Genomic DNA, 24,860 nt, shown 5'->3' with positions numbered 1-24,860 from the left:
TTGTCATGTTGAAGGCGATCCGCACCCTCCTTCTCTGCGCTTGTGCCGCCGGCCCGGCAGTAGCGGCGCATGCGCAGGGGCCGGAAGACCTGCCGCCGTACAAGATGCTGCGTTCGCTGCAGGCCATCCAGGACGCCATTGTTCTTGGCGATCATTCCGCAGCCGACATGCAGCGCTTCATGCTGGCGGCGGTCGACAAGCGGCTGCGCGAGGCCGACACAGCGGTGTTCAATGATCCGCGCAATGTCGATGCGGCCTTTATCTATGCGATGAGCGGCGGCAATCCGGAAACCCTGTCCTATCTCGCCAACCACGATATCGAAGGCAATTTCGATACCCGCGTCGTCGATGCACTCAGCCATTATCTGGCCGGTAAGGGCGGGCTGATGGTCGAAAACCTGGCCAAGGCCGTTCCGGAATACCGCAATTCTCGGGTCGGACCCTATCTCTATCTGGTGCTGGGCAATGCCACAGCGCAGCAGAATCCGGTCAAGTCGATCGAATATTACGATTGGGCGCGGCTGACATCTCCCGGCACCAATATCGAGGAAGCTGCCTTGCGGCGTTCGATTGCGCTGGCGACCCGTGGCGGCATGCCGCAGAAGGGCTTTGCCTATTCGCTTTCCTATGCCCGGCGGTTTTTGACGTCTCCTTATGCCAGCCAGTTTGCCGATGTCTTTGTCGAGCTGGCAGTCGCCAATTACAACGAAGAGACCGAAGCAAAGATCCAGGAAATTCTGGGCTTCATGGACAAACCCCGCCAGCGCGAGGTCTATCTGCGCATTGCCCGCCGTGCGGCGATCGGTGGTATGCAGGAACTGGCAACGCTCGCCTCGACGCGGGCGCAGGACCTTTCGGATGTTGCGGATGCAGGCCCGAAGGCTCTGGCCAGCCTCTATTCCGGTCTGGTCGGCATTCCCTCCAAAGGCATTCTCGAAGCGGTCAAGGATATCAGCGCCATTCCCGAAGCGGAGTTGTCGCCCAGGGACCGCGCCTTGCGCCGGGCGGCAAACGTGGTTGCGCAGGAAGTGCTGCGCGTGCCCGAATTAGAAAGCCTGACGCAAGCAACTGTTTCTAATGTCAAATCCGATACGACCATGGAGGAGGGCGGGGGAGTTACCGGCAGCGGCGACAGTCCGTTTGCAACACCGGCATCGGAAGCGGCCTTGAAGGCGGCTCAACCGGATGCGGTGCCGCAAGCGGCCTTGTCCGAAAAGGAGCCTGCTGATCCGGTTCTCGACGCGTTTTTGAGCACAGGCCGCTCGAAGCTCGACGAGATTGATTCTCTCCTGAAGGGGGAAGACCAACAATGACATTCGTAGACGACACCCTTCTGGGCGCAAGTCCCGCAAGGTCCGGCAAAGCTGGCGCCAAAGGCGCGGGCAAGTCGCTGGATCTCGACGCCGCCAATCAGAAGTCCGCCTTCGAGAATGCCTTTGCCGACGCCGGCAAGAAGAAGCAGCCGGTGATCTCGATCAGCGGCAAATCAGGTGCCGATGGCAATCCCACTCCGTCGCTCAAGTCGGCGGCGGAAGCGCTTGCCGCATCGTCCAGAGAGAGCGGCATCGACACGCCTGCTTTCGGCGACGAAGCGAGCGGCCTCGTGCCCCCGCAGGATGATGCACCGGACAACAATCGCTTCATGAAACCCTCCCTTGGCTCTTCCAACGCGGCCGACCTCCATGCCACCGGCAAGACCGTCCCGGCGCAGGGTGCAGCGCCGGCTGCAAAGGGCGATCACGCGCAAAAATTCACCTTGGCTCAGGCGGACTTTTCTGGAATTGGCGAGGATGCGGGCAAGACCCTCGACGCGCCTGCCAGTGAAAAGATCGCCGGCCTCATCAAAAATACCCAAGCCAACCCTGGCAAACACAGCGGCGGCACGCCCGATGATGCTCTGGTAACGGCCCCGCCGGACGATGCGGCTGCTGTGGCAACCGGCGATGTCAGCCAGTTGCTCAGCCTTCTCGATGCAAGCCTGAAACCAGCGGCCACAAATGTACCCACTGGCGCGGACACGACACCGGCCATGTCGGAATTCCAAGCGCTTGCAGAGCGCGCGGGCGAGGGTAAGCCTGCCGTTAAGGATGCGGCGAAAGCCGACGCTCACGCTGCCAGTGATGAAAACGCCGTGAAGAATGCGACCCAGGCCGGTTCCGACCAGGTGTTCCGCTTCGCGCGGGCCGATGGCAAAGGGCAGGCGGTGTCGATGAGCGTGGCTTCGGACGGCGACAAGACCTTGGCGAAGAACGAGGCGTCCGCTGCCGGAGCCAAGGCTGAGACCGTCACCGTCGTGGAGGCGCGCCGCTACCTCGGGCTGGCGCCCGCCGGCAACGCAGCTGCTGTCACCAGCCAGATCGCCGGCAATCCGGAATGGGCCCGTGCGCTTCAGCCAAGCGCCGCTGCGGAAACACCCTTGACGCAGGCCGCGACCGGCAAGGTTCTCAACAGCTTGAAGATCCAGATGCACCCGATCGACCTCGGCATGGTCACGGCGACGCTGCGGCTCAAGGACGATGAATTGCATGTCGAGATCAAGGTGGAGACCGGCGATGCTTTCCGGCAGTTGAGCGACGATCAGAGCGCAATGGTCAAGGCCTTGCGCGCGCAGGGCTTCGCCGTCGATCAGGTCAATATCGTCTTCAATGCTTCCGATGCATCCGGCAGCAACACCGCGCAGCAGCAGGCCCAGCCCCAGGCTGGACAGCAGGGCCGCGAAACGGCCGGCGATGGCACGCGCGGTCAGCGCAATGACAATGGCGGCCAGCAACAGGGCCGCGAAAGGTGGACAGGCAATGACGGTACGGGCGATGCGTCTTCTGGGGCTGAGCTTAACCGCACTGGTGATGTCTATATGTAACGCGCAGGCAAATGTAGGCGTTTGCGAAAGCGAGATCACGGCAGCGGCGGCGAAGTATCAGATCCCCGAGGGCATCCTCTATTCCGTCGGGTTGACGGAGACCGGCAGAAAGGGATCGCTGCAGCCGTTCGCCATGAACATCGAGGGCAAGGCATATTTCGAAAACAGCGCCGGAGACGTTCTTCAGCGCTTTGCCTCTGCCAGGGCGCAAGGGGCCAAGCTGATCGATCTTGGTTGCATGCAGATCAATTATTACTTCCATGGCGAGAATTTTACATCGCCGGACGAGATGCTGAACCCGCGGAAGAATGTCGAATACGCGGCAAAATTCCTCTCCAATCTTCATGCCCGGCACGAAACCTGGACCATGGCCGTCGCTCGCTATCACGCCGGACCGAACAATGATCCCGCGCAAAAGAAATATGTCTGCCGGGTCATCGCCAATCTGGTCGCAACCGGCTATGGAAAATGGACAACAAACGCGACGAATTTTTGCCAATAACTCAATCTATGAGTGAATTAACAATCGCTTTTGCTGCTTCAACGGATTGCGGCAACATTGAGATAGAAAAATGACCACAAGCTGTTTCTTAATACGCTGTTAACGTTTCCACATGAAATTTAGTGCCAGAATTGGACATTGCCACTACATCTAGTTCAAATCGGCACACAAATCTTAATCTACTATTAATTTCAGTCACTCACATTCCATAGTTGTTCATGAATCCCCCGATTCGTACCTCTTAACCATAGAGACGCGATACTGATTCGGAGGCGGACGAATGATCGTAGTGGTTGATGAGCGTGAGCTTGTAAAAGACGGATATACTTCACTGTTCGGACGCGAGGGCGTGCCCTCTCAAGGGTTCGATCCCAGCGAATTCGGCGATTGGGTTTCGAAGGCGGCCGATAGCGATATCGACGCGGTCGAGGCTTTCCTGATCGGCCAGGGCGAAAAGGCCATGAGCCTTCCACGCGCCATCCGGGACCGTTCGACGGCACCGGTGATTGCAATCAGCGACAGCCCGTCTCTGGAAACAACGCTGGCGTTCTTCGACTGTGGTGTCGATGATGTCGTGCGCAAGCCGGTTCATCCCCGCGAAATCCTGGCGCGGGCCGCAGCGATCCGCCGCCGCCTGAAGGCCCTGGTGAATTTCACCGATATCGGCCCGATCCGGGTGTTTTCCGATGGCCGGGATCCGGAAGTTCAGGGTGAAGTTTTCGCCTTGCCGCGCCGCGAGCGCCGCATTCTGGAATATCTGGTCTCCAATCGCGGACGCCGTGTATCCAAGTCCCAGATTTTCAACGCGATTTACGGCATTTTCGATGAGGACGTCGAAGAGAACGTCGTCGAAAGCCATATCAGCAAGCTGCGCAAGAAGCTGCGCAAGCGGCTGGGTTTTGATCCCATCGATTCCAAGCGTTTCCTTGGCTACTGCATCGACTGGAGCTGATCTGCAACGGGGGTCCGGATGTGCGGCATCCGGCGCCCCAAACCGGTGCCCAAGACAGGTTCACGCAAGGCCCGCCCCATAGTCTTTCCATAACGACGAAAACGAGGATCGGACATGAGTCTTTACGGAATGATGCGAACCGGTGGTTCCGGCATGAATGCGCAGGCAAACCGCCTGGGAACAGTCGCGGAAAATATCGCCAACGCCAACACCACCGGCTACAAGCGGGCATCGACGGAGTTCTCCTCGCTGATCCTGCCGACAAGCAACGGCTCCTATAATTCCGGCGGCGTCGATACCAAGATCCGGTACAGCATTTCGGAACAGGGCCCGACCAGCTACACGACCTCCGGCACCGACATGGCCATCAGCGGCGGCGGTTTCTTCATCGTCTCCGGCGCCGACGGCAACAATTTCCTGACCCGTGCCGGCGCTTTCACGCCGAATGGTGATGGTAACCTGGTCAATTCCGCCGGTTACAGCCTGATGGGCTATGAATACCAGGAGGGTGTCGATCCGACGGTTGTCGTCAATGGTTTTGATGGCCTTTCCAAGATCAATCTTTCCTCCGATGGCCTGGTCGCCAAGGGTTCGACCAAGGGCGCCATGGGTGCTAACCTGAACTCTGCCGACACGACGTCAACGGACGCATCCACAACGTCGTTGAGCGTTTTCGACAGTCAGGGCAATTCCCGGCTGCTCGACTTCAATTACAAAAAGACTGCCGATAATGCATGGACGGTCACAGTCACTGATCGAACATCCGGCACGAATTTGGGCACAGCCAACCTGAGCTTCAATGCGGACGGCAGCCTGGCAGCGGGCTCAGCCACGTCGGTCACAACGACCGCGATGCCCGGCCTTCCCGGCACGGGTGCAAACCTTGCCTCGCTGACCATCGATCTGACCAAGACGACGCAGCTGGGCTACAAGTTCAATCCCGATGGCGGCAAGATCGATGGCAACGCACCGAGCAAGGTGGCTGGCTATCAGATCGACAAGGCCGGTATCGTCTACGTCAAGTACGAGAACGGCAATCTCGACCCGCGCTACCGCGTCGCCCTTGCCAATGTCCAGAGCCCGGACAACCTCGTTCCCCAGTCGGGCAACGTCTATTCGCAGGGCGTGGATTCCGGCGTCATCGTTACCGGCTTTGCCGGCTCCGGCGATTTCGGCAGCATTCAGTCCGGTGCCCTCGAAGGCTCCAATGTCGATATCGCCAACGAGTTGACGGCGATGATCGAGTCCCAGCGCAGCTACACGGCAAACTCGAAGGTTTTCCAGACGGGTGCGGATCTGCTGGACGTTCTTGTGAACCTCAAGCGTTAATTGAAAAGGTACGGTCTGCGTCATGTCGCTGTCTTCAGCCATCAACACCGCACAGACGATATTCAACAACACGGCGGCCCAGACGGCTCTCGTTTCGAAGAATATCCAGAATGTGAGCAATGCGGATTATTCGCGCCGCATGGCCATGCTCGGCACGAGCGGCAACGGTGCGCAGATCGTCTCCATTCAGCGCGCCCAGAACGACGCGCTGATGAAACAGCACTCGCTGAGCATTTCGCAGGCTTCCGCCCAGGACGCTCTCTTGACGGGCCTGGAAGCTGTGAAGTCGGCACTCGGCGGCAATGGTTATGAAACCTCGCCGTCGAATTATCTAAAATCCTTCCGCGACAGCCTGCAGACCTATGCGGCGACCCCCGGCAACACATCGATCGCAGCAACAACCGTGTCGAGTGCGGCAGACCTTGCCAAGTCGCTGAACAAGACATCGGCTGCCGTCCAGGAAGTGCGCTACGATGCCGACAAGGAAATCGATGCCTCCGTCAAGAAGCTGAACGGATTGCTGGCCGAATTCGAAAAGGCCAATGGGGCGGTCCAAGGCGCAACGGCCAGCGGCGCCGATGCCAGCGACGCGCTCGACCAGCGCGACAAGCTGCTTCGCCAGATTTCCGAAGTCGTCGGTATCTCGACGGTGACCCGCGCCAACAACGACACCGTCATCTACACATCCGATGGCACGGTCCTGTTTGAAAATACCGCGCGCTCCGTCACGTTTCAGGCGACGCCCGGTTTTGGCGCGACCACGGCCGGTAACGCGATCTATGTCGATGGCGTGGCCTTGAAGGCCGGCAAGGGCGCCGATACGTCGGGCGAGGGCAAGCTTGCCAGCCTGCTCCAGTTGCGCGACGAGACAGCGCCGAAATTTCAGTCGCAGCTCGACGAAATCGCCCGTGGTCTGGTGACGCTGTTTCAGGAAAACACCACACCGGCCACAACGGCAAAACCGGGTCTCTTCACCTGGGCGGGCAGCACGGTCCCGGCGGCTGGTACCACTATCCCCGGCATGGCGGCATCGCTGACGATCAATCCGCTGGCCGCAACCGACCCGACGCTGATCCGCGACGGTGGGTTCAATGGCCCGGGCTACAAGTCGAATACAACAGGCAGTTCCGGCTATACGGCTCTGATCGATAGTTTTGTGACGTCGCTCGGCACAAGCATGTCGTTCGACCCGTCCACGGGTCTCGATGGCTCCAGCAGCATCCTCGATTTTTCGGCCTCCTCGATCGGCTGGCTGGAAGAGCTCAGAAGCGGCGCATCGACCGCCAATGACAACAAGATGGCCATGCTGTCGCGGACGCAGGATGCATTGAGCAATGTCACGGGCGTCAGCCTCGATGAAGAATTGTCGCAACTGCTGGATCTCGAGCAGTCCTACAAGGCTTCGGCAAAATTGGTCAGCACGGTGGACGCCATGATGACGGCCCTTCTACAAGCTGTAAGGTAAATTCATGAAAACGTCTTTCGTTTCCAATCTGGCCGTGCAAAACGCCATGCGCCTGACCATTCAAAAGGGTCAGGTCGAAATGATGAAGCTGAACGATGAGGTCTCGACCGGCGTTCATGCGGATTATGGCCTGGCGCTCGGGGCATCGACGTCCAAGTCCGTCAATATCACCTCGCAGCTCGACCGGCTGTCGACGTTGAAAAGCACCAATTCCATCGTCACGCAAAGGCTTGCCGGTTCGCAGGAAGCCTTGAAGACCATGCAGGATGCGGCGCAGAAGTCGCTGACCTCGCTGATGGCCTTCCGCGACAACAGCACCGCAGACCTCTTGAAGATCGCGCAGGACCAGAATACGGCAGCGATGACGACGTTCACGTCGGCGGCCAACACGTCGCTGAATGGCGAATATCTGTTTTCCGGCATCAACACCGATGTGCAGCCGTTCACCGAATACTCGGAAACATCGGACGCCAAGGCCTCCTACAATGCCGCCCTGTCGTCGTTCATTTCATCCCAGCCTGCCCAGGTGCCGCCGCTGACATCCGTCAGCCAGTTCACCAAGGCGCAGATGACCGATTTCATCGACAACAAGCTGGCACCGATGTACGCGGACCCCTCGGTTGCGGGGTCGAAATGGGCGGATTGGTCGGATGCATCAAGCCAGAACATGACAAGCCGCATCAGCGCCAACGAAGTCATTCAAAGCTCGGCAAATCTCAATGCCGAAGGCGCACGCAAATTCGCGCTCGCCAGCATGATCTCCACGGAACTCCTGAGCGTTGGCCTGAGCGACGAGGTGCGTGGCGTGGTGACCGACAAGGCCGTGAGCTATATGGGCGAAGCCGTGACCGGCCTCATCAGCATGCAGAGCAATCTCGGCCTGTCGCAGGAACGCGTCAAGAAGGCCAATACATCGATCGAGGCGCAGACCAAGATCGTCAAGGCCCACCAGCTGGATCTCGAAGGTATCGATACCTTCGCGGCGTCCACCATGCTGAAGACCCTGCAGACGCAGCTTGAGACCTCCTACACGCTGACCTCGCGGCTCCAGCAGTTGAGTTTGATTAATTTCCTCTGATGCGGTGAGGACCAGGACAAACATGAAGGATGTCTGAATGTATCAGTTTTCATATGCCGAGATCATGGAGGATGGCGTTGCCGACTCCAAGGATCGCGAACGGCAAGTGCTCGACCGCTCCATCGTGCTACTTTCAGCCGCAAAACGGCAGAAGGGCTATTCGCGCGAAGCGATCGAGGCGATTTACTACACAAGGCGGGTCTGGATCCGGTTCATCGAGGATCTTCGCGCTTCAGACAACCAGCTGAACGACGAACTGCGCGCCAATCTTATTTCCATAGCCATCTGGATTCTCGGTGAGACAGAGAAGATCCGCAAACGCGAATCCTCCAATTTCCAGGGCATTATTGATATCACAACCATCATCAGGGATGGACTCAAATGAAAAGCACACTGCGTATTTCGCTGAAATCCGGCGAACGAATTTTTGTCAACGGGGCAGTGCTGCGTGTCGACCGCAAGGTCGCCGTCGAGTTCCTGAATGACGTGACATTCCTGCTTGAAAACCACGTTCTGCAGCCGGAAGACGCCACCACACCGCTGAAGCAGCTCTATTTCATCGCCCAGATGATCCTGATCAATCCGGAAGGCGCCGAGCAATCGACGAACATGTTCCGCAAGTCGGTCGTCATGCTTTTGACCTGCTTCAAGAACGAAGAGATCGTGTCCGAGCTGAAGAAGATCGACGGCATGGTGACGCAAGGCCGCGCTTTTGATGCCTTGAAGGCGATCCGCGGTCTCTATGCGCTCGAAGACAGAATCCTGAACAACCAGGAAATCACCCCGGCAACGATCGAACAGATTCGCAAGGAGATCGCACCATGGCGGTAAGCGGCGTCAATTCGGCCAATGGTTATCTTCCCTCGGCCTCCGGCACGGAATCAGGTGCGGACAAGGCCAAGGCAAGCCTTAACTATGACAGCTTTTTGAAGCTGCTCGTGGCGCAGATGAAGAACCAGGATCCGACCCAGCCGATGGATTCGACCCAGCAGATCGCCCAGCTTGCGACCTTCTCGCAGGTCGAGCAGACGATCAAGACCAACACCAATCTGGAGAGCCTCCTGCAGCGCACCTCGCTCAGCGAAGCCAATGCGGTGATCGGCAAGACGGTCACCAGCGCCGATGGCAAGACAACTGGCATCGTCAAGGAAGTAAAGCTATACTCGGATGGAATCATCGCGGTGCTCGATACCGGCAAGGAGCTTGTCGTCGGCCCGGGTGTTACCATAAAGTGATAGCCAATGAATGAGGCGGATGCCCTCGATATCGTGCAGGCGGCGATCTGGACAGTGGTCGTCGCTTCCGGCCCCGCCGTCGTCGCCGCCATGGTCGTCGGCGTCGTCATCGCCTTCATCCAGGCGTTGACCCAGGTTCAGGAAATGACCCTGACCTTCGTGCCGAAAATTCTCGCTGTGCTGGTGACCGTTGCCCTGTCTGCCTCCTTTGTCGGCGCGCAGATTTCCATCTTCACCGATCTCGTCTTTTCCCGCATTCAAACCGGCTTTTGAGCCGGGCAGGCGCCACATCGGGCGGCCGCTTTGCAAAGTGCGTTTGCTTGTCTTTCCCGCATCGATGCCACCCTCGCGCAAGTTTGGTACTTTAAATCTGCTGCCTAGTATGGGCAGCAGGTATGAATGCTGTCCGCCTCTCATGAAGAGACGGAATTTCCGATGGCACAACCTCCTGCTCTGATCATCCCGAAAGTCGCGCCCAAAGGCCGGGATATCGGCTTCGCGCTCGGCATCGTCGCGATCCTGTCGATCCTGTTTCTGCCGATCCCGCCCTTTCTGATCGACATCGGGCTGGCTTTTTCCATCGCCTTTTCCGTGCTGATCCTGATGGTGTCGCTGTGGATCCAGAAACCGCTGGATTTCTCGTCCTTTCCGGTCATCCTTCTGATTTCCACCATGACCCGGCTGGCGCTGAACATTGCGACAACCCGCGTCATCCTTTCGCACGGTCATCAAGGTCATGATGCGGCGGGTGGCGTCATCGCAGGCTTTGCCGATCTGGTCATGGGCGGCGACTTCGTCATCGGCCTGATCGTCTTTTTGATCCTGATCACCGTGAACTTCATCGTCATCACCAAGGGTGCGACGCGTATCGCCGAAGTCGGCGCGCGCTTCACCCTCGATGCCATTCCCGGCAAGCAGATGTCGATCGACGCCGACCTTTCGGCCGGCCTGATCGACGAGAAGGAGGCGCAGCGCCGCCGCCGCGAGCTGGAAGAGGAGAGCTCCTTCTACGGCTCGATGGACGGTGCGTCGAAGTTCGTGCGCGGCGATGCCATCGCCGGCCTCCTGATCACCGCCATCAACGTCTTCGGCGGCATCATCATCGGTTACGTTCGCCACGACATGTCGATCGGCGAAGCCGCCGACGTCTTCGTCAAACTGTCTGTGGGCGATGGCCTGGTGTCCCAGATCCCGGCCCTGATCGTCTCGCTCGCCGCAGGCCTGCTCGTCTCGCGCGGCGGCACGTCCGGTTCCACCGATCAGGCCGTCATCAACCAGCTCGGCGGTTACCCGCGCGCTCTGATGGTCGCCTCCGGCCTCATCATCATGCTGGCCCTGATGCCGGGCCTGCCGTTCCTGCCGTTTGCGGTGCTGGGCGGCGGCATGGCCTTCCTCAGCTGGGTGATCCCGCGTCAGATCGCAGCCGCCAACAAGCTGAAGCGTGACCAGGACCAGCAGACGGCTCAGCTGAAGACCGACAGCGAAAAGGACTCGGTCAAGTCGGTCCTGAAGACGGCCGAGATCGAATTGCTGCTCGGCAAGCAGGTCTCCACCCGCCTGCTTGGGGCACACCAGGAACTGGCCTTCCGCGTCGGCAAGATGCGCCGCAAGTTCGCCGGGCAATACGGGCTCATCGTTCCGGAAATCAAGGTTTCCGACGATATCAGCATTCCCGACAAGGCCTATCATGTCCGCATCCATGGCACGACGATCGCCTCGAACACGGTGCGCGTCGGCGAAGTCATCGTTGTCACCGGCGGCGGCCGCAAGCCGAGCGTTCCCGGCGACGATATCCGCGAACCCGCCTTCGGCATGCCTGCCGTGTCGATCCTGGAGACCTTCACCGAGGACCTGAAGCGCGAGGGGTTCCATCCCATCGACAATGTTTCGGTGGTGCTGACGCATCTGTCGGAAGTGATCCGCAACAACCTGCCGCAGCTTTTGTCCTACAAGGACGTCAAGATCCTGATCGAACGGCTCGACCCGGAATACCGCAAGCTGGCCGACGAAATCTGCACCTCGCATATGTCCTATTCGGGCCTGCAGGCCGTGCTGAAGCTGCTGCTTGCCGAACGCGTCTCGATCCGCAACCTGCATCTGATCCTCGAAGCGGTCGCCGAACTCGCGCCGCATGTCAGGAAGACCGAGCAGATCGTCGAGCATGTGCGCGTGCGCATGTCGCAGCAGCTCTGCGGCGATCTCGCCGACAACGGGACATTGCGCGTCCTGCGACTCGGCAGCAAATGGGACATGGTCTTCCATCAGGCGCTGAAGCGTGATGCGAAGGGCGATATCGTCGAATTCGACATCGATCCGCGCCATCTGGAGGAGTTCAGCGAGCAGGCGACCAAGGTTATCCGTGAACATCTCGATCGCGGCATGCCGTTCGTACTGGTAAGTTCGCCCGAATCCCGCTCTTATGTGCGCATGATCATCGAGCGTCTTTTTGCAACATTGCCGGTTCTCTCGCATGTCGAGCTCGCCAAGGGCCTCGAGATAAAGATCATCGGCTCGATTTCATGATCACCGATCCGGAAGGCACAGTGCTGGCGCTCTTTGCCGCATTCTGCCGGATCGGCGCCTGCATCATGGTCATGCCCGGATTTTCCACGGCCCGCGTCTCGGTCCAGATCCGCCTCTTCGTTGCCGTGGCAATCTCGATGGCGATCCTGCCGATCATGTGGAACGAGATCTACCCGCAGATTTCCGGCAAGGGCCATACCTATATCTACATTGTCGCCACCGAGACCGTCATCGGCGGCGTCATCGGCCTGATCGCGCGCTATTATGTGCTGGGGCTGCAGTTCACCGGCACCGTGATCACCATGATGATCGGCTTCAATGCCCCGCCCGCCAATGACGTTCTGGAAGACACTGCCGAAAACCAGCTGACCAACCTGATCAGCTTTGCCGGCCTGATGATCCTGTTCATGCTGGATTTCCATCACGTCATCCTGTCGAGCCTCGTCGATTCCTACAAGGTGATGCCGCTCGGCGTCGGCTTTGATCCGCAGGGCGTGCTGATCACGCTGACCAATGCGCTGGAGACCACGTTCTACATCATGCTGCGGCTGGCGAGCCCCTTCATCATTTATGGGCTGCTGTTCAACGTCGCGATCGGCATGGTCAACAAGCTGGCGCCGCAAATGCCGCTTTACTTCATCTCCCTGCCCTATCTGATCATGGGCGGCATGTTCCTGCTCTATCTCGGCATCGCCGCCATGCTGAAACTGTTTGCCGATGGTTTCGGCCCGATGATGCAAGGGATCTAGGCCGATGAAAAGCCGGTCGGAAAAGCTCAAGCGCCTCGTGGCCGTTCAGCGGCATCTGGAACAGATGGCGGAAAACGAGCTGGCCGAAACCTCCAGACAGCGCCGCGATCTCGCCGAAACCATCGATGTGGTGGTGGACGCGATGGGGTCGGCGAGCCCTTTGCATGCGATGTTTTCCGGGCATTACGCTTCGCAGCTTGGCCGCCTTGCCATGAAGGACCAGATGCTTCTGGATATTCAGCTGGGGCACGAGGCCCGTGTTCTGAAGGAACGGGCAAAAGGCGACCGGCTGGCGGAAAACATGAAGGACGCCCGCGTTCTCGAAGACCGCACGGAAGCCGACGATGCCATCTACGATCTCGTCGATCAGCATGTGATGAGCGGATCACCAGCTTCCGGTAAGGTTGGCCGGTCATAGTACCGGTCAGGAACGGTCGCCAGTTGTGACTGAGCCGCTCGCTAAAATGCTGATTTTATGGAGTTATCGCTGGCGCTGGCAAAGGCGCCGCAGTGACTTCGTGACCGAGAGGACACCGCATGGCCATTTCTCCCCCAAGCGACCTGGTGCTGGATGTCGTGCGCGCCGCCGATCCGGCGCAGGTGCAGGAAGCGCAGTCGCGGCTGAAAGCCAACCGTGCCGCATTCCAGGCGACGAGCCTTGCAGAAAACGGAAACGGTTTTGCCAACACGGTCGCAGTTCTCAACCAGGACAGCCCGACCAACAGCCTTGGCGATATCACCAACAGGGCCGAGGCCAAGAAGATCCCGGAAAGCTACCGCAAGTTCGAAGCGATGGTGCTGCAGAATTTCGTCAAGTCGATGCTGCCGTCGGAAAGCGAAGAGGTCTACGGCAAGGGCACGGCCGGCGACATGTGGAAGAGCATGATGGCCGAGCAGATCGGCAACGTCATGGCGCAGGGCGACGGCGTCGGCATTGCCGAGCGCATGGTCACCGACCGCATCGTCGGGGAGGGCCCCAACCGCGTCAGCGCGTCGCTCGACGGCAATAGCAGCAATGTCGCGCTGAGCATGGTGCAGGAATACGAGCGCAAGGCCGTCGCCAAGTTCGGGGCAACGCCAGACGGTAACGATCAGGCCTGACGATAGGCCGGCCGGACCGGTCTCAGATAGAAATTTCGCGCACAGATCACGCCAAGGGCTTGGACCCCGCGTGGTCAAGGCGTCAATGGGAGCCGAATGATGGAAGTTGCAGCATCGAGCGACGTGCGTATCCAGAATGTGCTGGGACGTCTCGAAATGATCCTCGACAACGAGAATACCCGGATCGGTGTCGATCCGAGTTTCGACCTGAAAACCTCGAACGCCCGCAAGAGCCGTTGCCTCTATGAGCTGACGATGATCCATCGCGACGCGTCGCCGGACGAGATTTCGCCGGCATTCGTATCGCAGACCCGGCACATCAAGACCAAGCTGATGACCAATTCGCAGAAGGTCAACGCCCATATGGAAGCCTGCCGGTCGGTGGTCGATCTGTTGAAGGCGGCCGTGCAGGACGCCGATGCGGATGGCATCTACACCGAACAGCAGTTCCGCTACGGCGATTTCTGATGCTGAAGCTTGTTTTCACCGGTGTGTGGATTTGCGCCGTATCGCTCGGGTCCGTCTATTTTTCGATCCAGCATGCGTCGGCCCCGGTGGAAACGGATGCGGAGGCTGAACGCCGCGCATTGCAGGAATATATACCCGGCGAGCTGATCACCGTGCCGGTGATCACCGATGGTGCGGTGCAGGGTTATTTCCTCACCAAATTGTCCTTCTCGGTCGATAAGGCGAAAGCCAAGGCCATGGACGTGCCGTTCAAGGAATCGGTGACGAACGCCCTGTTCGACATCCTGGTTGGCCAGAAACTGATCAATGTCGCCGATACCAGCAATTTCGATCTCGCCAGCTTCAAGACCATCGTCAAGGATCAGCTCAACAAGCAGCTGCGCGACGAGGTGATTTTCCAGGTCCTGGTCGAGCAGCTCGAATATCTCTCAAAGACCGACGTGGCGCGGATCGCCAATTCGGCCAATGAGAAGCAGCGCAAGCCGGTGCCGATCGTCGACAAGAATGGCGATACTGCCAGCGACCAGATGCCCGAAAGCGAAAAGCGGGCCGCAGCCGCCGGCCATTGATACCGGGGATCGTTCCCTGGGATGAGGCGCGTGCGGCTCAGTTTTTCTCGGGGTTGCGATACTGCTCGTTGACGAAGCCGAATTCCATCATCAGCCGCCCGCACGCCACATAGAAATGATAGAGGCCGGCCGCTGGCAGGCCGGACGATCTCCACAGCGAAATGCCGCGAAACGGCGAGGCCGCCAGGAGAGCGAGCGATTTGGCAATCGTCTTCACGCGCCCGGCAAAGCCTGGCGCGGCGCGGTGCTCGAGCAGGGCGGAAATCGCCCCGTTGCGCAGGCTGCGCGACCGGATCCATGACAATTGCGTGCGCCGTGCTGGAATGGTTTCGGCCACCCAGGCCTGCGCTGCCCAGGCAAAGGAAAACCCGTTTTCCTTGCAGCGGCGATAAAAGTCGCTGTCGCCCCCGCCGATGAAGTTGAACAGCGGATCGAGGAACGGCCTCGGCATCGCATCGAGCACATGGCGCGTGATCAGCACATTGCCGGACGAGTAGAGAATGGGGACCGGACCCGTCGCATCATAATGGGGCAGGAAGACCGGGTGCCGCTTGCGGTCATTACGGGCCTTGTCCTCGAAATCGGGCAGCTGCGGCCCCCCGATCAGGTCCGCCCGCGTCTGCCGGTGTACCGAAACGAGATTGTCGAGCCAATCCGGGGCTGCCAGCTCGTCATCGTCGATGACAGCGATGGCCTGCAGACCGGGATAGGCAGAAAGCGCCATCGACCAGCCGGCATTGTAGGCATGGCAATTGCCGCGCTGATGCGCGATCACCACCAGGGCGTTGACCCGGTGGTCGGCAAAGAACATTTTTGCAGCCTTCGCCCCCTCCAGTCCGTCCGCGTCATTCTCCATCACCACGATGGCAAAGGGACATCCGGGGGCCTGAGAAATAACGGTTTTGAGAGTTTTCAGCAGATGTTCGGGACGCCGGAACGTCGGCAGTGTCACCACCAGCTCGATAGTGTCATTGCTGTCGACCGCCGTCCGGTAAAACACAGTCACATCCTGGGCAGGCGGGGTCATGGCGGTACCGTGTTGAAGGCGGGAATCTCAACGCACTAAAGCAAATCTTCCTAAACAGATGCTGAATTTCCGAATTCGCTTTCGAATGAATGGTTTAAAGCTGATTTCACGCCGTGTTGCTACAGTCCGCGCAGTTGTTCTCAAGTCTCGCGTGGCGGCATGCATCTGGTTTTCGTTTCATCGCTGGTGCCGGTCGAAAATCCTTCATCGGGTTTTGACATCGCCAATCGCGCCGTCTTCGACGGCCTTCGCGCCCTTGGCCACACGGTCAGCGTGATCGGCTACCTGCAGCCGGGACAAACGCCCGCCTGCGGCAGCGACGTCCATCTTCTCGGCGAACTCGAAGTCACCAATGCGAAGGTCGGCACCGCCGCCAAGCTGCGCTGGCTGGCAAAAGCCTGTCTGCACCGCACCACGCTGTCATCGGCAAAAATGCTGGAGGTCAGCCGCCAGCATGTGGAGGCGCTTTTGCAGCGCCTGCAGCCGTTCGACGGCATCATTCTCAACTCCGTGCAACTGCCCGGTGCCTTTGCCGCCGCCTTCCAGAAATATGAGACGATCTATATCGCGCACAATGTCGAAGCCGGTTCGGCGCGTGAAAACGCCGTCACTGCGTCCGGCTTGGTGGAGCGTTGGCTGTTTACCCGCGAAGCGGATCATCTCGCACGGCTGGAGCGGACATTGACACGGGGCGCCTCGGCGGTCTGGACCTTTGCGGAGGCCGATCGCCTCGGCTTTGGCCATGCGGTGTCCAGCCGCGCCACCGTCCTGCCGCTCGTCACGCGGTGGGACCTTGATGAGCGTAGCCCGGAAAATCCGCCGCAATATGATCTCTCCCTGATTGGAACCTGGAGCTGGAAGTCCAACCGGACCGGCCTCGACTGGTTTCTGTCAAAGGTCGTGCCGCTTTTGCCCTCCGATATGTCGATCGCCATCGCCGGTCAGTTGCCAGACGCGCCTGAGATCGTCCATCCCGGCGTGCGCCTGCTCGGCCGCGTCGCTGATGCCCGCGCCTTCGTCCAGTCCGGCGCCGTCTTGCCGCTGATCAGCCGTGGCGGCACTGGTGTGCAGTTGAAGACCATCGAGACCTTTGAACTCGGCATGCCCTGTGTTGCGACACGCGCATCCCTGCGCGGCATCGGCGCGCTTCCCGGCAATTGTGCTGTCAGCGACGACCCCGCCGAATTTGCAAAGCTGTTGATCGAAAAGGTCGCGCAAGTGCGGGCGGGAGACCGTCAGCGTCTGTCGGGATCGGTCTTTCACCAGGCACAGAAAACCAAGCTGCTGGAGACGCTTCAGGAAGGCCTCTCCCGTTTCGGAAATCCCATGACCGCCTTCGACTTCGCGTTTCCAAGGGACGACGCTTGGGCGCGGACAAGCAATGGGCTCAGCACATCCTACAGCCTTGCCGCGCACGAGGGGGGACAATCCCGATGAACGTTTTCCCGGGCACATCGATCGTTGCCTCGCAGCGCATGATCCTCGACATGCCGATCTGCGATTTCGGCTGGGCCGATGCCTTCGCCTTCGCCGACGAAGTCGCCTCGCTGCCGATCGGGCAGACGGTGATATCGTTCCTCAACGCCCATAATTCCAACCTGATGATGCATGATCCGGAATACCGGGCCGTGCTCAGCCGTCACATCGTCCTGCCCGACGGCCACGGCATCGATCTCGCCTCCTGGCTGTTTCACGGCAAGACCTTTCCGGCCAACCTGAACGGCACCGATTTCGTGCCGGCATTGATGACCTACATGACGGTACCCAAGCGCATCGCCATGGTTGGCGCCCGCGCGGACGTGCTCAAGCGTGCTGCCGAGAATTTTCAGAAACATGCGCCATGGCACGAGTTCATTGCCGTTTCCGACGGCTTCTTCGACGCGGCGCAGTCCGATGAAGTCATGGCCAGAGTTCGCGCCGTGAAGCCGGATATCCTGTTGATCGCCATGGGCAGTCCGAAGCAGGAAAAATGGATCGACCGCCATGTCGGTCCCGGCCACGCCAGGCTGGTGATCAGCGTCGGCGCTCTCTTCGATTTCATGGCCGAGGAAGTGCCGCGCGCGTCTTCTACCGTGCGGCGCCTGCGCCTGGAATGGCTGCACCGGCTGGTCCATGAACCCCGCCGGCTGTGGCGCCGTTATCTGCTCGGAAACCCGTTGTTCATATATTATATTCTCCGCCATAAACTGGGCGGGCGCGAGAGCCCTCCGCAGACCGGCGGGCCGCGCGCGGGATCGCGATCGTTCTGACGGAAACCATCATGCGCACAGCTGTCGTCACAGCTTCCTATGCCAATGATTTCGAGCGCTGCCGGCTGCTGTGCGAAAGCATGGACCTGCGGCTGAAGGGCGATTGGACCCATTATCTGCTGGTGGCACCCTACGATGTCGCCCTTTTCCGGCAGATCGAAGGCTCGCGCCGCCAGGTCGTCAGCGAAAGCGACCTGCTTCCCTGGTGGCTGCGCGCCATTCCGGACCCGCTCTCGGCCGGCCGCCGCAAGCTCTGGATCAGCCCTTACAGCCTGCCCTTGCGCGGCTGGCATGCGCAGCAGCTGCGCCGCCTGGCGCTATCGCGGCATATCGGTGAAGAGACGATGTTCGCGGTCGATTCCGACGTGGTGCTGCTGCGCGATTTCGATCCCAAGGATCTCTGGCAGGACGGCCGCCTGACGCTCTACCGCAAGGATGGCGCGATCGGCGAGCGCATGCGCTCCAATCATCTCGAATGGCTCGCCCATTCCGATAGGCTCTTGGGGATCGGTCCCTTCAGCCTGCCTGCCAACGACTATATCAACACGCTGATTGCCTGGCGCACCGATACCTGCCGGGCGCTGCTCGATCATATCGAGGCTCTGCATGGCCGCAATTGGATCCGCGCGGTCATTCGCTCGCGCCAGTTTTCCGAATGCCTGATCTATGGCCGCTTCGTCGATGAGGTGCAGATGGGCAGCGGGCATGTGGCGTCCGCCGAAGGGCTCTGCCATGTGCTGTGGTTCGACGACAGCTATGCGCGCGATATCAGCGGCCTGCGGCATTTCATGCGCGAGATGGGACCCCGTCAGATCGGCATCGGCGTCCAATCCTTCGTTGGCCACGACCTCGCCGATATCCGCAACGTCGTTCTCGAACGCGCCGCCTGATCGCGTCAAATCACCCGGCCGGTCTCGCGGCGCAGGGCGGAATAGGTCAGCGTGAAGGATGCGGCGTAAAGAGCGAGATAAACGCCGTTCAGCAGCGGCGCCCAATAGGCGACATCCGTGCTGGTCTTGAAGAGCATGGCAAGCAGGCTGACCTTGATGATCCCCGCAATCACCAGATTGACCATCCGGCGCACCGTGCGTCCGGTCGCATAGAGCAATTCCGAGTGATATTCGACCAGGTTGCGGAAGGATGGCACCAGAAGCACCGCAATGAGATAGGGCGCCGCCTGCGCGACATTGTTTCCCAGCCCGCGCGGAAAGATGAAGAGATAGGCGGCCATGGCGGCTATCGCCAGGAAGGAGACGGCCGCGACCAATGTCTCGATCGTCAGCCGGGTCCGCCAGGATGAGATCGTTGCCGGCGTGCGCATGATCTTTTGCACCAGGAGCGTATTGAACGAGCGCACCGGGAGGGCTGTCAGGTCGGCAAGCCGCATGATGATCGCATAAATGCCGGAAACCTCCGGCCCGCCGATCGCCAGAACCGCGATCTTGTCGAATTCCGACTGTATATAAAACAGCACTTCGGCTCCGGCGACGGTCACCGAATCCGCCCAGCGGCGGATATAGAGCGCCGGGCGAAAGCGCAGCCGCACTTTCGGGAAGAACCAGATGAGCGCGATCATGAGAGAGATCAGGTTGGCGCCAAGATAGAATTGCGACCAGGTCCCGAGCGATGCCGATTGCGACAGGGAGAAGGCCAGTGCGGCAGTGGTGCGGATGCCTGTGCCGATGACCACGAGAAGAGCGGCGCGGCCGAAGCGTCCGAGGCCGTTGAGCACGATGACGACGACCTCAAGGCCACGCCAGCACAGGATTTCGGCAGCCATGAAGGCGAGAAACACGACAAGCTTCATATCGCCGGCGAACACCGCGTAATAGACCGCAAGGCAGAGCAGAACGATCAGCGGCAGCGACAGGAGCGCGCCTGCGGCAAAGCCTGCGCTATAGGTCCCGACCAACAGAGGCTTGACGGTCGCGACCCGGTAGAGCGGCGACATGAAGCCGAAGGCCAGCACCCGCGAGATCATGATGCCGGCGGCAGAAGCGGTGGCAAACAGGCCGAACTCGGCAATGGACAGTCCGTTGGCAATGCAGATGAAATAGACGAGCGACAGCACAAGCCGGCCCGCCGACCCGCTCGTCATCGAGATATAGGCGTGAATGACGCTGGCGTGGCGTGCATAGAGGGTCTTGGCGAAATCGATCACGAGCGGCGTCCGGATGTGCTGCTCCGTTTCTAGCCGCTAAAGCTTAATGAGCAGTTCGATCCCGCCGATTTCCGGTATTTGCGGCCTTTAGCCCGTCGTATATTAACGATTTGTTTTCCACAAAAACTTAAGCTTCGTTCACAATTCGTCACTTTGCCCCGGTGCGGGCGTTTGCAGGCATTGATGTTCGATCCGGAAGATAACAAAAGGACTGCGGCGCACCGCTCCCCCATCGGCCAAGGGCCGGCGGGCACGCCGTCGCGTTCGAGACCGGCTGCGCGTGGAGCAGCCCCGGTGGCGCGCACCGCCAGCGAATTGCTGGACCGCCTCAATGGCGCCACCGCCAAGCCCAAGACAGAAGTGCCGAAAACACAAGGATATGCGCCGCAGCCAGCCAGTGCGGCGCCGGAAAAGGGTACTGGCCGGATTTCCGGCTGGTTCAAGCGTGGAAAATCAGCGCTTGCCACACCACCGCTTGCCACCCCACCTCTGGCCGAAGCAACCGTTTCGGCACCTGCCGCAGCGGCGGACACCCATTATGGAGAGCCGCAGGACCGGCCGCTGATCGATATCGCCACGATCATGACGTCCGTCTGGCAGCTTCGAAAGGTGATCTTGGTCCTGACGGCTGCCGGTGCCATCGGCGGTGTGCTTTTGGCCATGTCGACCCCCAGCGTCTACGTTTCCCAGAGCAAGCTCTATGTCGATCCGCGCGAAGTCAGGCTGACGGATTCCGATCTGTCCAAGGAAAGCCTGGCAACCGAGGCGATCCTGGCGCTGGTCGATAGCCAGCTCGAAGTGCTGCGGTCGCGCACCGTCCTGGAAAAGGTCGCCGTTGATCTCGGTCTCGACCGTGATCCCGAATTTGGCGGTGTCTCCACCGGCACGGGCGGTATCGCCGATGGCATAGGCGTCATCCGCGATCTCGTTTCCCCCGGCAAGGCGGAACCGGCTCCGGCCTCCGGGGTCAATCCGCGCACCTTGGAAAAGCTGAGCGACGCCGTCACCGTATCGCGCGATCCGAAAACCTTTATCGTCACCATCGAGGTCAAGAGCCGGGATCCGGCCAAATCGGCGCTCATCACCAACCGGCTGGTCGCAACGTTTCTCAACGAAGAGCAGGCCGCCCAATCCGGCTTTTTCCAGCGCACCACGCTGGCGCTCGACAGCCGCTTGGCTGATCTTCGCACCGAGCTGGATTCGGCTGAAAACGCGGTGGAGAAATACAAGGCCGAGCACGATATCGTCGGTGCCGCCGGCGAGCTGATTTTCGACAAGCAGTTGCTGGCGCTCAACGATCAGGTCGGCGCTGTGCGCAATCGCATCGCCGATGCCCGTGCCAAGGTCGATATTGCAACGAAGATCCGGCTGAACGACGTGCTGAGCGGTGCGTTTCCCGAAGAGGTAAGCTCGGTTACGCTTCAGGAACTGCGCAAGCAGTATTCCGAGGCCCGTGCGCAGCTGGGCGCGCTCGATGCAAGCCTTGGGCCGCGCCATCCGCAACGGCTGGCTGCCGTCCAGTCTCTGGAGGTCGCGCGCTCGGAAATCGGCCATGAAATCCGCCGCATCGAGGCGACGGCGCAGACCGAACTGGACCGGGCGATCCGCACGGAAAAGGATCTCCTCCAGCAGCTGGCGGTGCAGAAGGCGCAGCAGATGAACTCCTCCACCGGCTTCATCGAGCTGCGTGAGCTGGAGCGCAAGGCCAATGCGACGCGCACGATCTACGAATCCTTCCTGAAGCGGGCCAGCGAAACCGGCCAGGAAGAAAAGCTGACGTCGAAAAACATCCGGGTGATCGCCTCGGCGCAGCCGCCGCTTCAGCCGACCGGACCGTCGCGCAAACTGATCGCGATCGGCGGCCTGATTGCCGGCTTCATGGCTGGCGTCGGACTGGGCATCGCGCTCGGCATCTACCGGAGCATGAAGGACCTGCTAACGCGGTCGGGCAGGCCCGTTGAGATGGTCCCACAGCGTGATCCACCCGGCCGCAACGATCCCGATGGTCCGGGGACACCACGGCATGTCGAGGATCCAGTGCCGGCACCCGTCGAGTACCGGTCCCGGATGCCCTCAGTCCATCATGCGGCAGCATCAGCTGCAGCGCTCTCGGCTTTTCCGCATCGCGGCGACAGCACGCCGCCCGATCTGCGCGACTATCTCCGCGAAATGCAGGACGGCGATGCTGATCAAGGGGATATTGCCGAAGTGCAGGAGAATCTCCGGGCTCTGCGGTCGCGCGTCGAACACTATACGAAGCTGCGCACCGGCGGCCGGCGGTATTAGGCCCCACGCTCCCAGATGGCCACGCCCCGAAGCCGGGTCATGCGCGGCTTCATCTCTCATCAATGATGGAAAATGCTGGTAAGCCGGTGCTGCCGCTACGGCATTTGGCACGCGGCCTTGAATTTATTCGATCTGAACAGCATAGGACGCATTGAGGCCACCGCTATTTTTTGCTGAAACTACAGTAAGCAGAACAAAAGAGAATCTGGGAGAACACCGTGACGACCGTGATTGATGGCAGAGACGTTGCAGCATCGGTGATCGATGCCGTGAAAACCGCATCGCAGGCATTGACCGAACAGACCGGCGTCAAGACCGGTCTCGCTGTCGTCATCGTCGGAAACGACCCGGCAAGCCACGCCTATGTGTCGTCCAAGAGCAAGATGGCCAAGGAATGTGGCTTCACCTCGGTTCAGCATACGCTGCCGGAGGAGACGACGCAGGAAGAACTCGCAGCGCTGGTCCAGACCTTGAACAAGGATGAGAGCCTGCACGGCATTCTCGTGCAGCTGCCGCTGCCCAAGCATTTCAATTCCGAGGCGATCATCCAGTCGATCCTGCCGGAAAAGGATGTCGATGGACTGCATGTCGTCAACGCTGGCAAGCTGGCGACCGGCGATCTCGATGGCGGCCTGGTTTCCTGCACCCCGGCGGGCGCCATGGTCTTCGTCAAGCGAACCCACGGCGAGGATCTCTCCGGCCTCAACGCCGTCGTCGTCGGCCGTTCCAATCTGTTCGGCAAGCCGATGGCGCAATTGCTGCTCGCCGCCAATGCGACGGTGACGATCGCCCATTCGCGCACCAAGGATTTGCCCGCCGTCTGCCGCAATGCCGATATCCTGGTGGCCGCCGTCGGCCGTCCGGAAATGGTGAAAGCCGATTGGGTAAAGCCCGGCGCCACCGTCATCGATGTCGGGATCAATCGCATTGCAGCGCCCGAAAAGGGTGAGGGCAAGTCGCGCCTTGTCGGCGATGTCGCCTTCAACGAATGCGCCGAGGTGGCAGCCGTCATCACGCCGGTGCCGGGTGGCGTCGGGCCGATGACCATCGCCATGCTGATGGCCAACACGGTGATCGCCGCCTACCGCAAGGCCGGAAAAACAGCGCCAAAGTTCTGATGGATTGAGCGGGAAAGCACCTACGATTTCGGGGCAGGGCCTGTCGAGGCCCTGACGATCAGTTCGGTGCGCCACAGTTCCTGTTCCGGATAGTCGCCGGTTTTCAGAATGCGCGAAATCAGCCGTGTGGCGATCCGGGCGCCGGCGGCCCGCAGAGATGAGCGCGTCGTCGTCAGCGGCACGCTGAAATTTTCAGGCTTCAGCATCGGCAACACGTCGTCATGGGCAATCAGTGAAATATCCGTGCCCATCTGCAGGCCGGCCCTGTTGATCGCCCGGACGGCGCCGAGCGCAATCACGGTGCTGGAGCAGAGGACGGCCGTCGGCGGCTCATCCCGCTCGAGAAACTGCTGCATCGCGCGGTGGCCATATTCGTCGGTCATCAGGGAATTGCGCACCAGGCCCTCGTCAAACCGCAGCCCGTTTTCCTCCAGTGCGCGCCGCATTCCCTTCATCCGGCGGATGGAATAGGCAAGGTTCCCCGGCCCGTTGATCAGCGCGATCCGCCGGTGGCCCAGCTGGATCAGCAGCCGCGTCGCATCGTAGAAGGCGCCGGTATTGTCGATATCCAGAAAGGGATAATCGGCAGGCTGTCCGACCGCCCGGCCATGCACGACGAAAGGGATCGACAGGGTTTTCAGCATGGCGATGCGCGGATCATGTTCCCGCACATAGGCAACGAACAGCGCATCGACATTGCCGCTGGCGGCCAGCCGCTTGAACGTCGCTTCCTCGTCGTCCGGGGCGCTCGGATTGATGACGAAATGAAAATCATGCCGGACGGATTCCTCCCCGAGCCCGGCCAGAAATTCGCCGAAATGCACATCGGAATCAATGCCCCGGGCGATCGGCATCACCAGCCCGATCGACCCGGCACGGCCGGTGGCAAGCCTCTGGGCCGCACGGTTTGGCCGGTAACCGGTCTCGCGTACGGCGCTGAGCACCCTTTGACGCGTCTCGGCGTTGACTTCCGGATAGCCGTTAAGCGCCCGGCTGACTGTCGTTTGCGACAGGCCCAACATCTCCGCCAGCTGCTTCAAATTCACGTTCATGACAGGCGCGCACTCCCAAAGCGCTTTGATTTCTCTTCAGTTTTTGCTTCTAATCTCCACGCATGGCAGTTTTTGTACCATCGGGTTTGATCATCATCTAGAAAAATCGGCCTCATTGCGCTGCAAAACTTCGCTG

The 24,860-nt window shown here is 60.1% G+C and carries 25 protein-coding genes; 22 read left to right on the top strand and 3 right to left on the bottom strand.

What is annotated here, in order from left to right; translation table 11 throughout:
• The first annotated feature begins 5 nt into the window (after window positions 1-5).
• From motC to ASD32_RS00740, 17 genes are all read left to right on the top strand, one after another.
• Window positions 6-1,313 (top strand): chemotaxis protein MotC, encoded by a 1,308-nt coding sequence (gene motC / locus ASD32_RS00820; protein ID WP_060636011.1) that lies wholly within the window; start codon window positions 6-8, stop codon window positions 1,311-1,313.
• Window positions 1,310-2,860 carry a flagellar hook-length control protein FliK gene (locus ASD32_RS00815; protein WP_060636010.1) on the top strand — a complete coding sequence of 517 codons (1,551 nt, stop codon included), beginning with the start codon at window positions 1,310-1,312 and terminating at the stop codon, window positions 2,858-2,860. The genes motC and ASD32_RS00815 overlap by 4 nt, the downstream gene beginning before the upstream one ends.
• Window positions 2,811-3,362: a transglycosylase SLT domain-containing protein gene (locus ASD32_RS00810; RefSeq protein WP_060636009.1), complete on the top strand. Its 552-nt coding sequence runs from the start codon at window positions 2,811-2,813 to the stop codon at window positions 3,360-3,362. Before ASD32_RS00815 ends, ASD32_RS00810 begins: the two co-directional genes overlap by 50 nt.
• Before the next feature lie 280 nt (window positions 3,363-3,642).
• Window positions 3,643-4,314, top strand: a complete 672-nt coding sequence (locus ASD32_RS00805; protein WP_060636008.1) for a response regulator transcription factor — start codon at window positions 3,643-3,645, stop codon at window positions 4,312-4,314.
• A 114-nt stretch (window positions 4,315-4,428) separates the two neighbouring features.
• Window positions 4,429-5,643 carry a flagellar hook protein FlgE gene (locus ASD32_RS00800; RefSeq protein WP_060636007.1) on the top strand — a complete coding sequence of 405 codons (1,215 nt, stop codon included), beginning with the start codon at window positions 4,429-4,431 and terminating at the stop codon, window positions 5,641-5,643.
• 22 nt (window positions 5,644-5,665) lie between these two features.
• Window positions 5,666-7,108 (top strand): flagellar hook-associated protein FlgK, encoded by a 1,443-nt coding sequence (gene flgK, locus ASD32_RS00795; protein ID WP_060636006.1) that lies wholly within the window; start codon window positions 5,666-5,668, stop codon window positions 7,106-7,108.
• Window positions 7,109-7,112: 4 nt separating this feature from the next.
• Window positions 7,113-8,186 carry a flagellar hook-associated family protein gene (locus tag ASD32_RS00790; protein WP_060636005.1) on the top strand — a complete coding sequence of 358 codons (1,074 nt, stop codon included), beginning with the start codon at window positions 7,113-7,115 and terminating at the stop codon, window positions 8,184-8,186.
• Between the two features lie 37 nt (window positions 8,187-8,223).
• Window positions 8,224-8,571, top strand: coding sequence for a flagellar biosynthesis regulator FlaF (gene flaF / locus ASD32_RS00785; RefSeq protein WP_060636004.1), 348 nt, complete (start codon window positions 8,224-8,226; stop codon window positions 8,569-8,571).
• Window positions 8,568-9,017 carry a flagellar biosynthesis repressor FlbT gene (flbT, locus tag ASD32_RS00780; RefSeq protein WP_060636003.1) on the top strand — a complete coding sequence of 150 codons (450 nt, stop codon included), beginning with the start codon at window positions 8,568-8,570 and terminating at the stop codon, window positions 9,015-9,017. The genes flaF and flbT overlap by 4 nt, the downstream gene beginning before the upstream one ends.
• Window positions 9,008-9,421 (top strand): flagellar hook assembly protein FlgD, encoded by a 414-nt coding sequence (flgD, locus tag ASD32_RS00775; protein WP_060636002.1) that lies wholly within the window; start codon window positions 9,008-9,010, stop codon window positions 9,419-9,421. The genes flbT and flgD overlap by 10 nt, the downstream gene beginning before the upstream one ends.
• A gap of 6 nt (window positions 9,422-9,427) precedes the next feature.
• Window positions 9,428-9,694, top strand: a complete 267-nt coding sequence (gene fliQ / locus ASD32_RS00770; protein WP_060636001.1) for a flagellar biosynthesis protein FliQ — start codon at window positions 9,428-9,430, stop codon at window positions 9,692-9,694.
• A gap of 162 nt (window positions 9,695-9,856) precedes the next feature.
• The gene (flhA, locus tag ASD32_RS00765) at window positions 9,857-11,944 is read left to right on the top strand and encodes a flagellar biosynthesis protein FlhA (protein ID WP_060636239.1); all 2,088 of its coding nucleotides are present in this window, start codon (window positions 9,857-9,859) and stop codon (window positions 11,942-11,944) included.
• Complete coding sequence (gene fliR, locus ASD32_RS00760) at window positions 11,941-12,693, top strand: flagellar biosynthetic protein FliR (RefSeq protein ID WP_060636000.1); 753 nt, start codon at window positions 11,941-11,943, stop codon at window positions 12,691-12,693. Before flhA ends, fliR begins: the two co-directional genes overlap by 4 nt.
• A gap of 4 nt (window positions 12,694-12,697) precedes the next feature.
• Window positions 12,698-13,111 (top strand): hypothetical protein, encoded by a 414-nt coding sequence (locus ASD32_RS00755; protein WP_060635999.1) that lies wholly within the window; start codon window positions 12,698-12,700, stop codon window positions 13,109-13,111.
• A 119-nt stretch (window positions 13,112-13,230) separates the two neighbouring features.
• Window positions 13,231-13,794, top strand: coding sequence for a rod-binding protein (locus ASD32_RS00750; protein ID WP_060635998.1), 564 nt, complete (start codon window positions 13,231-13,233; stop codon window positions 13,792-13,794).
• A gap of 99 nt (window positions 13,795-13,893) precedes the next feature.
• Window positions 13,894-14,262, top strand: coding sequence for a hypothetical protein (locus tag ASD32_RS00745; RefSeq protein WP_060635997.1), 369 nt, complete (start codon window positions 13,894-13,896; stop codon window positions 14,260-14,262).
• Window positions 14,262-14,831, top strand: a complete 570-nt coding sequence (locus tag ASD32_RS00740) for a hypothetical protein (RefSeq protein ID WP_060635996.1) — start codon at window positions 14,262-14,264, stop codon at window positions 14,829-14,831. Before ASD32_RS00745 ends, ASD32_RS00740 begins: the two co-directional genes overlap by 1 nt.
• 37 nt (window positions 14,832-14,868) lie before the next feature.
• Here the strand turns inward: ASD32_RS00740 and ASD32_RS00735 are convergent, their stop codons facing one another.
• Window positions 14,869-15,858 carry a glycosyltransferase gene (locus ASD32_RS00735; RefSeq protein ID WP_060635995.1) on the bottom strand — a complete coding sequence of 330 codons (990 nt, stop codon included), beginning with the start codon at window positions 15,856-15,858 and terminating at the stop codon, window positions 14,869-14,871.
• Window positions 15,859-16,017: 159 nt separating this feature from the next.
• Between ASD32_RS00735 and ASD32_RS00730 the strand changes: the two genes are divergently transcribed.
• From ASD32_RS00730 to ASD32_RS00720, 3 genes are read left to right on the top strand one after another with little or no spacing between them, the layout of a single operon-like run.
• Window positions 16,018-17,295 carry a glycosyltransferase family 4 protein gene (locus tag ASD32_RS00730; protein WP_060635994.1) on the top strand — a complete coding sequence of 426 codons (1,278 nt, stop codon included), beginning with the start codon at window positions 16,018-16,020 and terminating at the stop codon, window positions 17,293-17,295.
• Window positions 17,292-18,107: a WecB/TagA/CpsF family glycosyltransferase gene (locus tag ASD32_RS00725; protein WP_060635993.1), complete on the top strand. Its 816-nt coding sequence runs from the start codon at window positions 17,292-17,294 to the stop codon at window positions 18,105-18,107. Before ASD32_RS00730 ends, ASD32_RS00725 begins: the two co-directional genes overlap by 4 nt.
• Window positions 18,108-18,118: 11 nt before the next feature.
• Window positions 18,119-18,997 (top strand): DUF6492 family protein, encoded by an 879-nt coding sequence (locus tag ASD32_RS00720; RefSeq protein ID WP_060635992.1) that lies wholly within the window; start codon window positions 18,119-18,121, stop codon window positions 18,995-18,997.
• A 5-nt stretch (window positions 18,998-19,002) separates the two neighbouring features.
• Here the strand turns inward: ASD32_RS00720 and ASD32_RS00715 are convergent, their stop codons facing one another.
• Window positions 19,003-20,268, bottom strand: a complete 1,266-nt coding sequence (locus tag ASD32_RS00715; RefSeq protein WP_060635991.1) for a transporter — start codon at window positions 20,266-20,268, stop codon at window positions 19,003-19,005.
• 294 nt (window positions 20,269-20,562) lie between these two features.
• On the opposite strand from ASD32_RS00715, the gene ASD32_RS00710 reads away from it, so the two are divergent.
• Entirely contained in the window at window positions 20,563-22,554 is a 1,992-nt protein-coding gene (locus ASD32_RS00710) for a GumC family protein (RefSeq protein WP_060635990.1), read from the top strand.
• Window positions 22,555-22,772: 218 nt separating this feature from the next.
• On the top strand, window positions 22,773-23,672 hold the full coding sequence (gene folD, locus ASD32_RS00705) for a bifunctional methylenetetrahydrofolate dehydrogenase/methenyltetrahydrofolate cyclohydrolase FolD (protein ID WP_060635989.1): 900 nt from the start codon (window positions 22,773-22,775) through the stop codon (window positions 23,670-23,672).
• A gap of 20 nt (window positions 23,673-23,692) precedes the next feature.
• Here the strand turns inward: folD and ASD32_RS00700 are convergent, their stop codons facing one another.
• Window positions 23,693-24,724 carry a substrate-binding domain-containing protein gene (locus ASD32_RS00700; RefSeq protein ID WP_060635988.1) on the bottom strand — a complete coding sequence of 344 codons (1,032 nt, stop codon included), beginning with the start codon at window positions 24,722-24,724 and terminating at the stop codon, window positions 23,693-23,695.
• Between the last annotated feature and the right edge of the window lie 136 nt (window positions 24,725-24,860).

It is taken from the genome of Rhizobium sp. Root483D2 (genome assembly GCF_001426685.1).
Classification (GTDB): Bacteria; Pseudomonadota; Alphaproteobacteria; order Rhizobiales; family Rhizobiaceae; genus Pararhizobium; species Pararhizobium qamdonense.
This window is presented reverse-complemented; position numbering and strand designations above follow the sequence as displayed.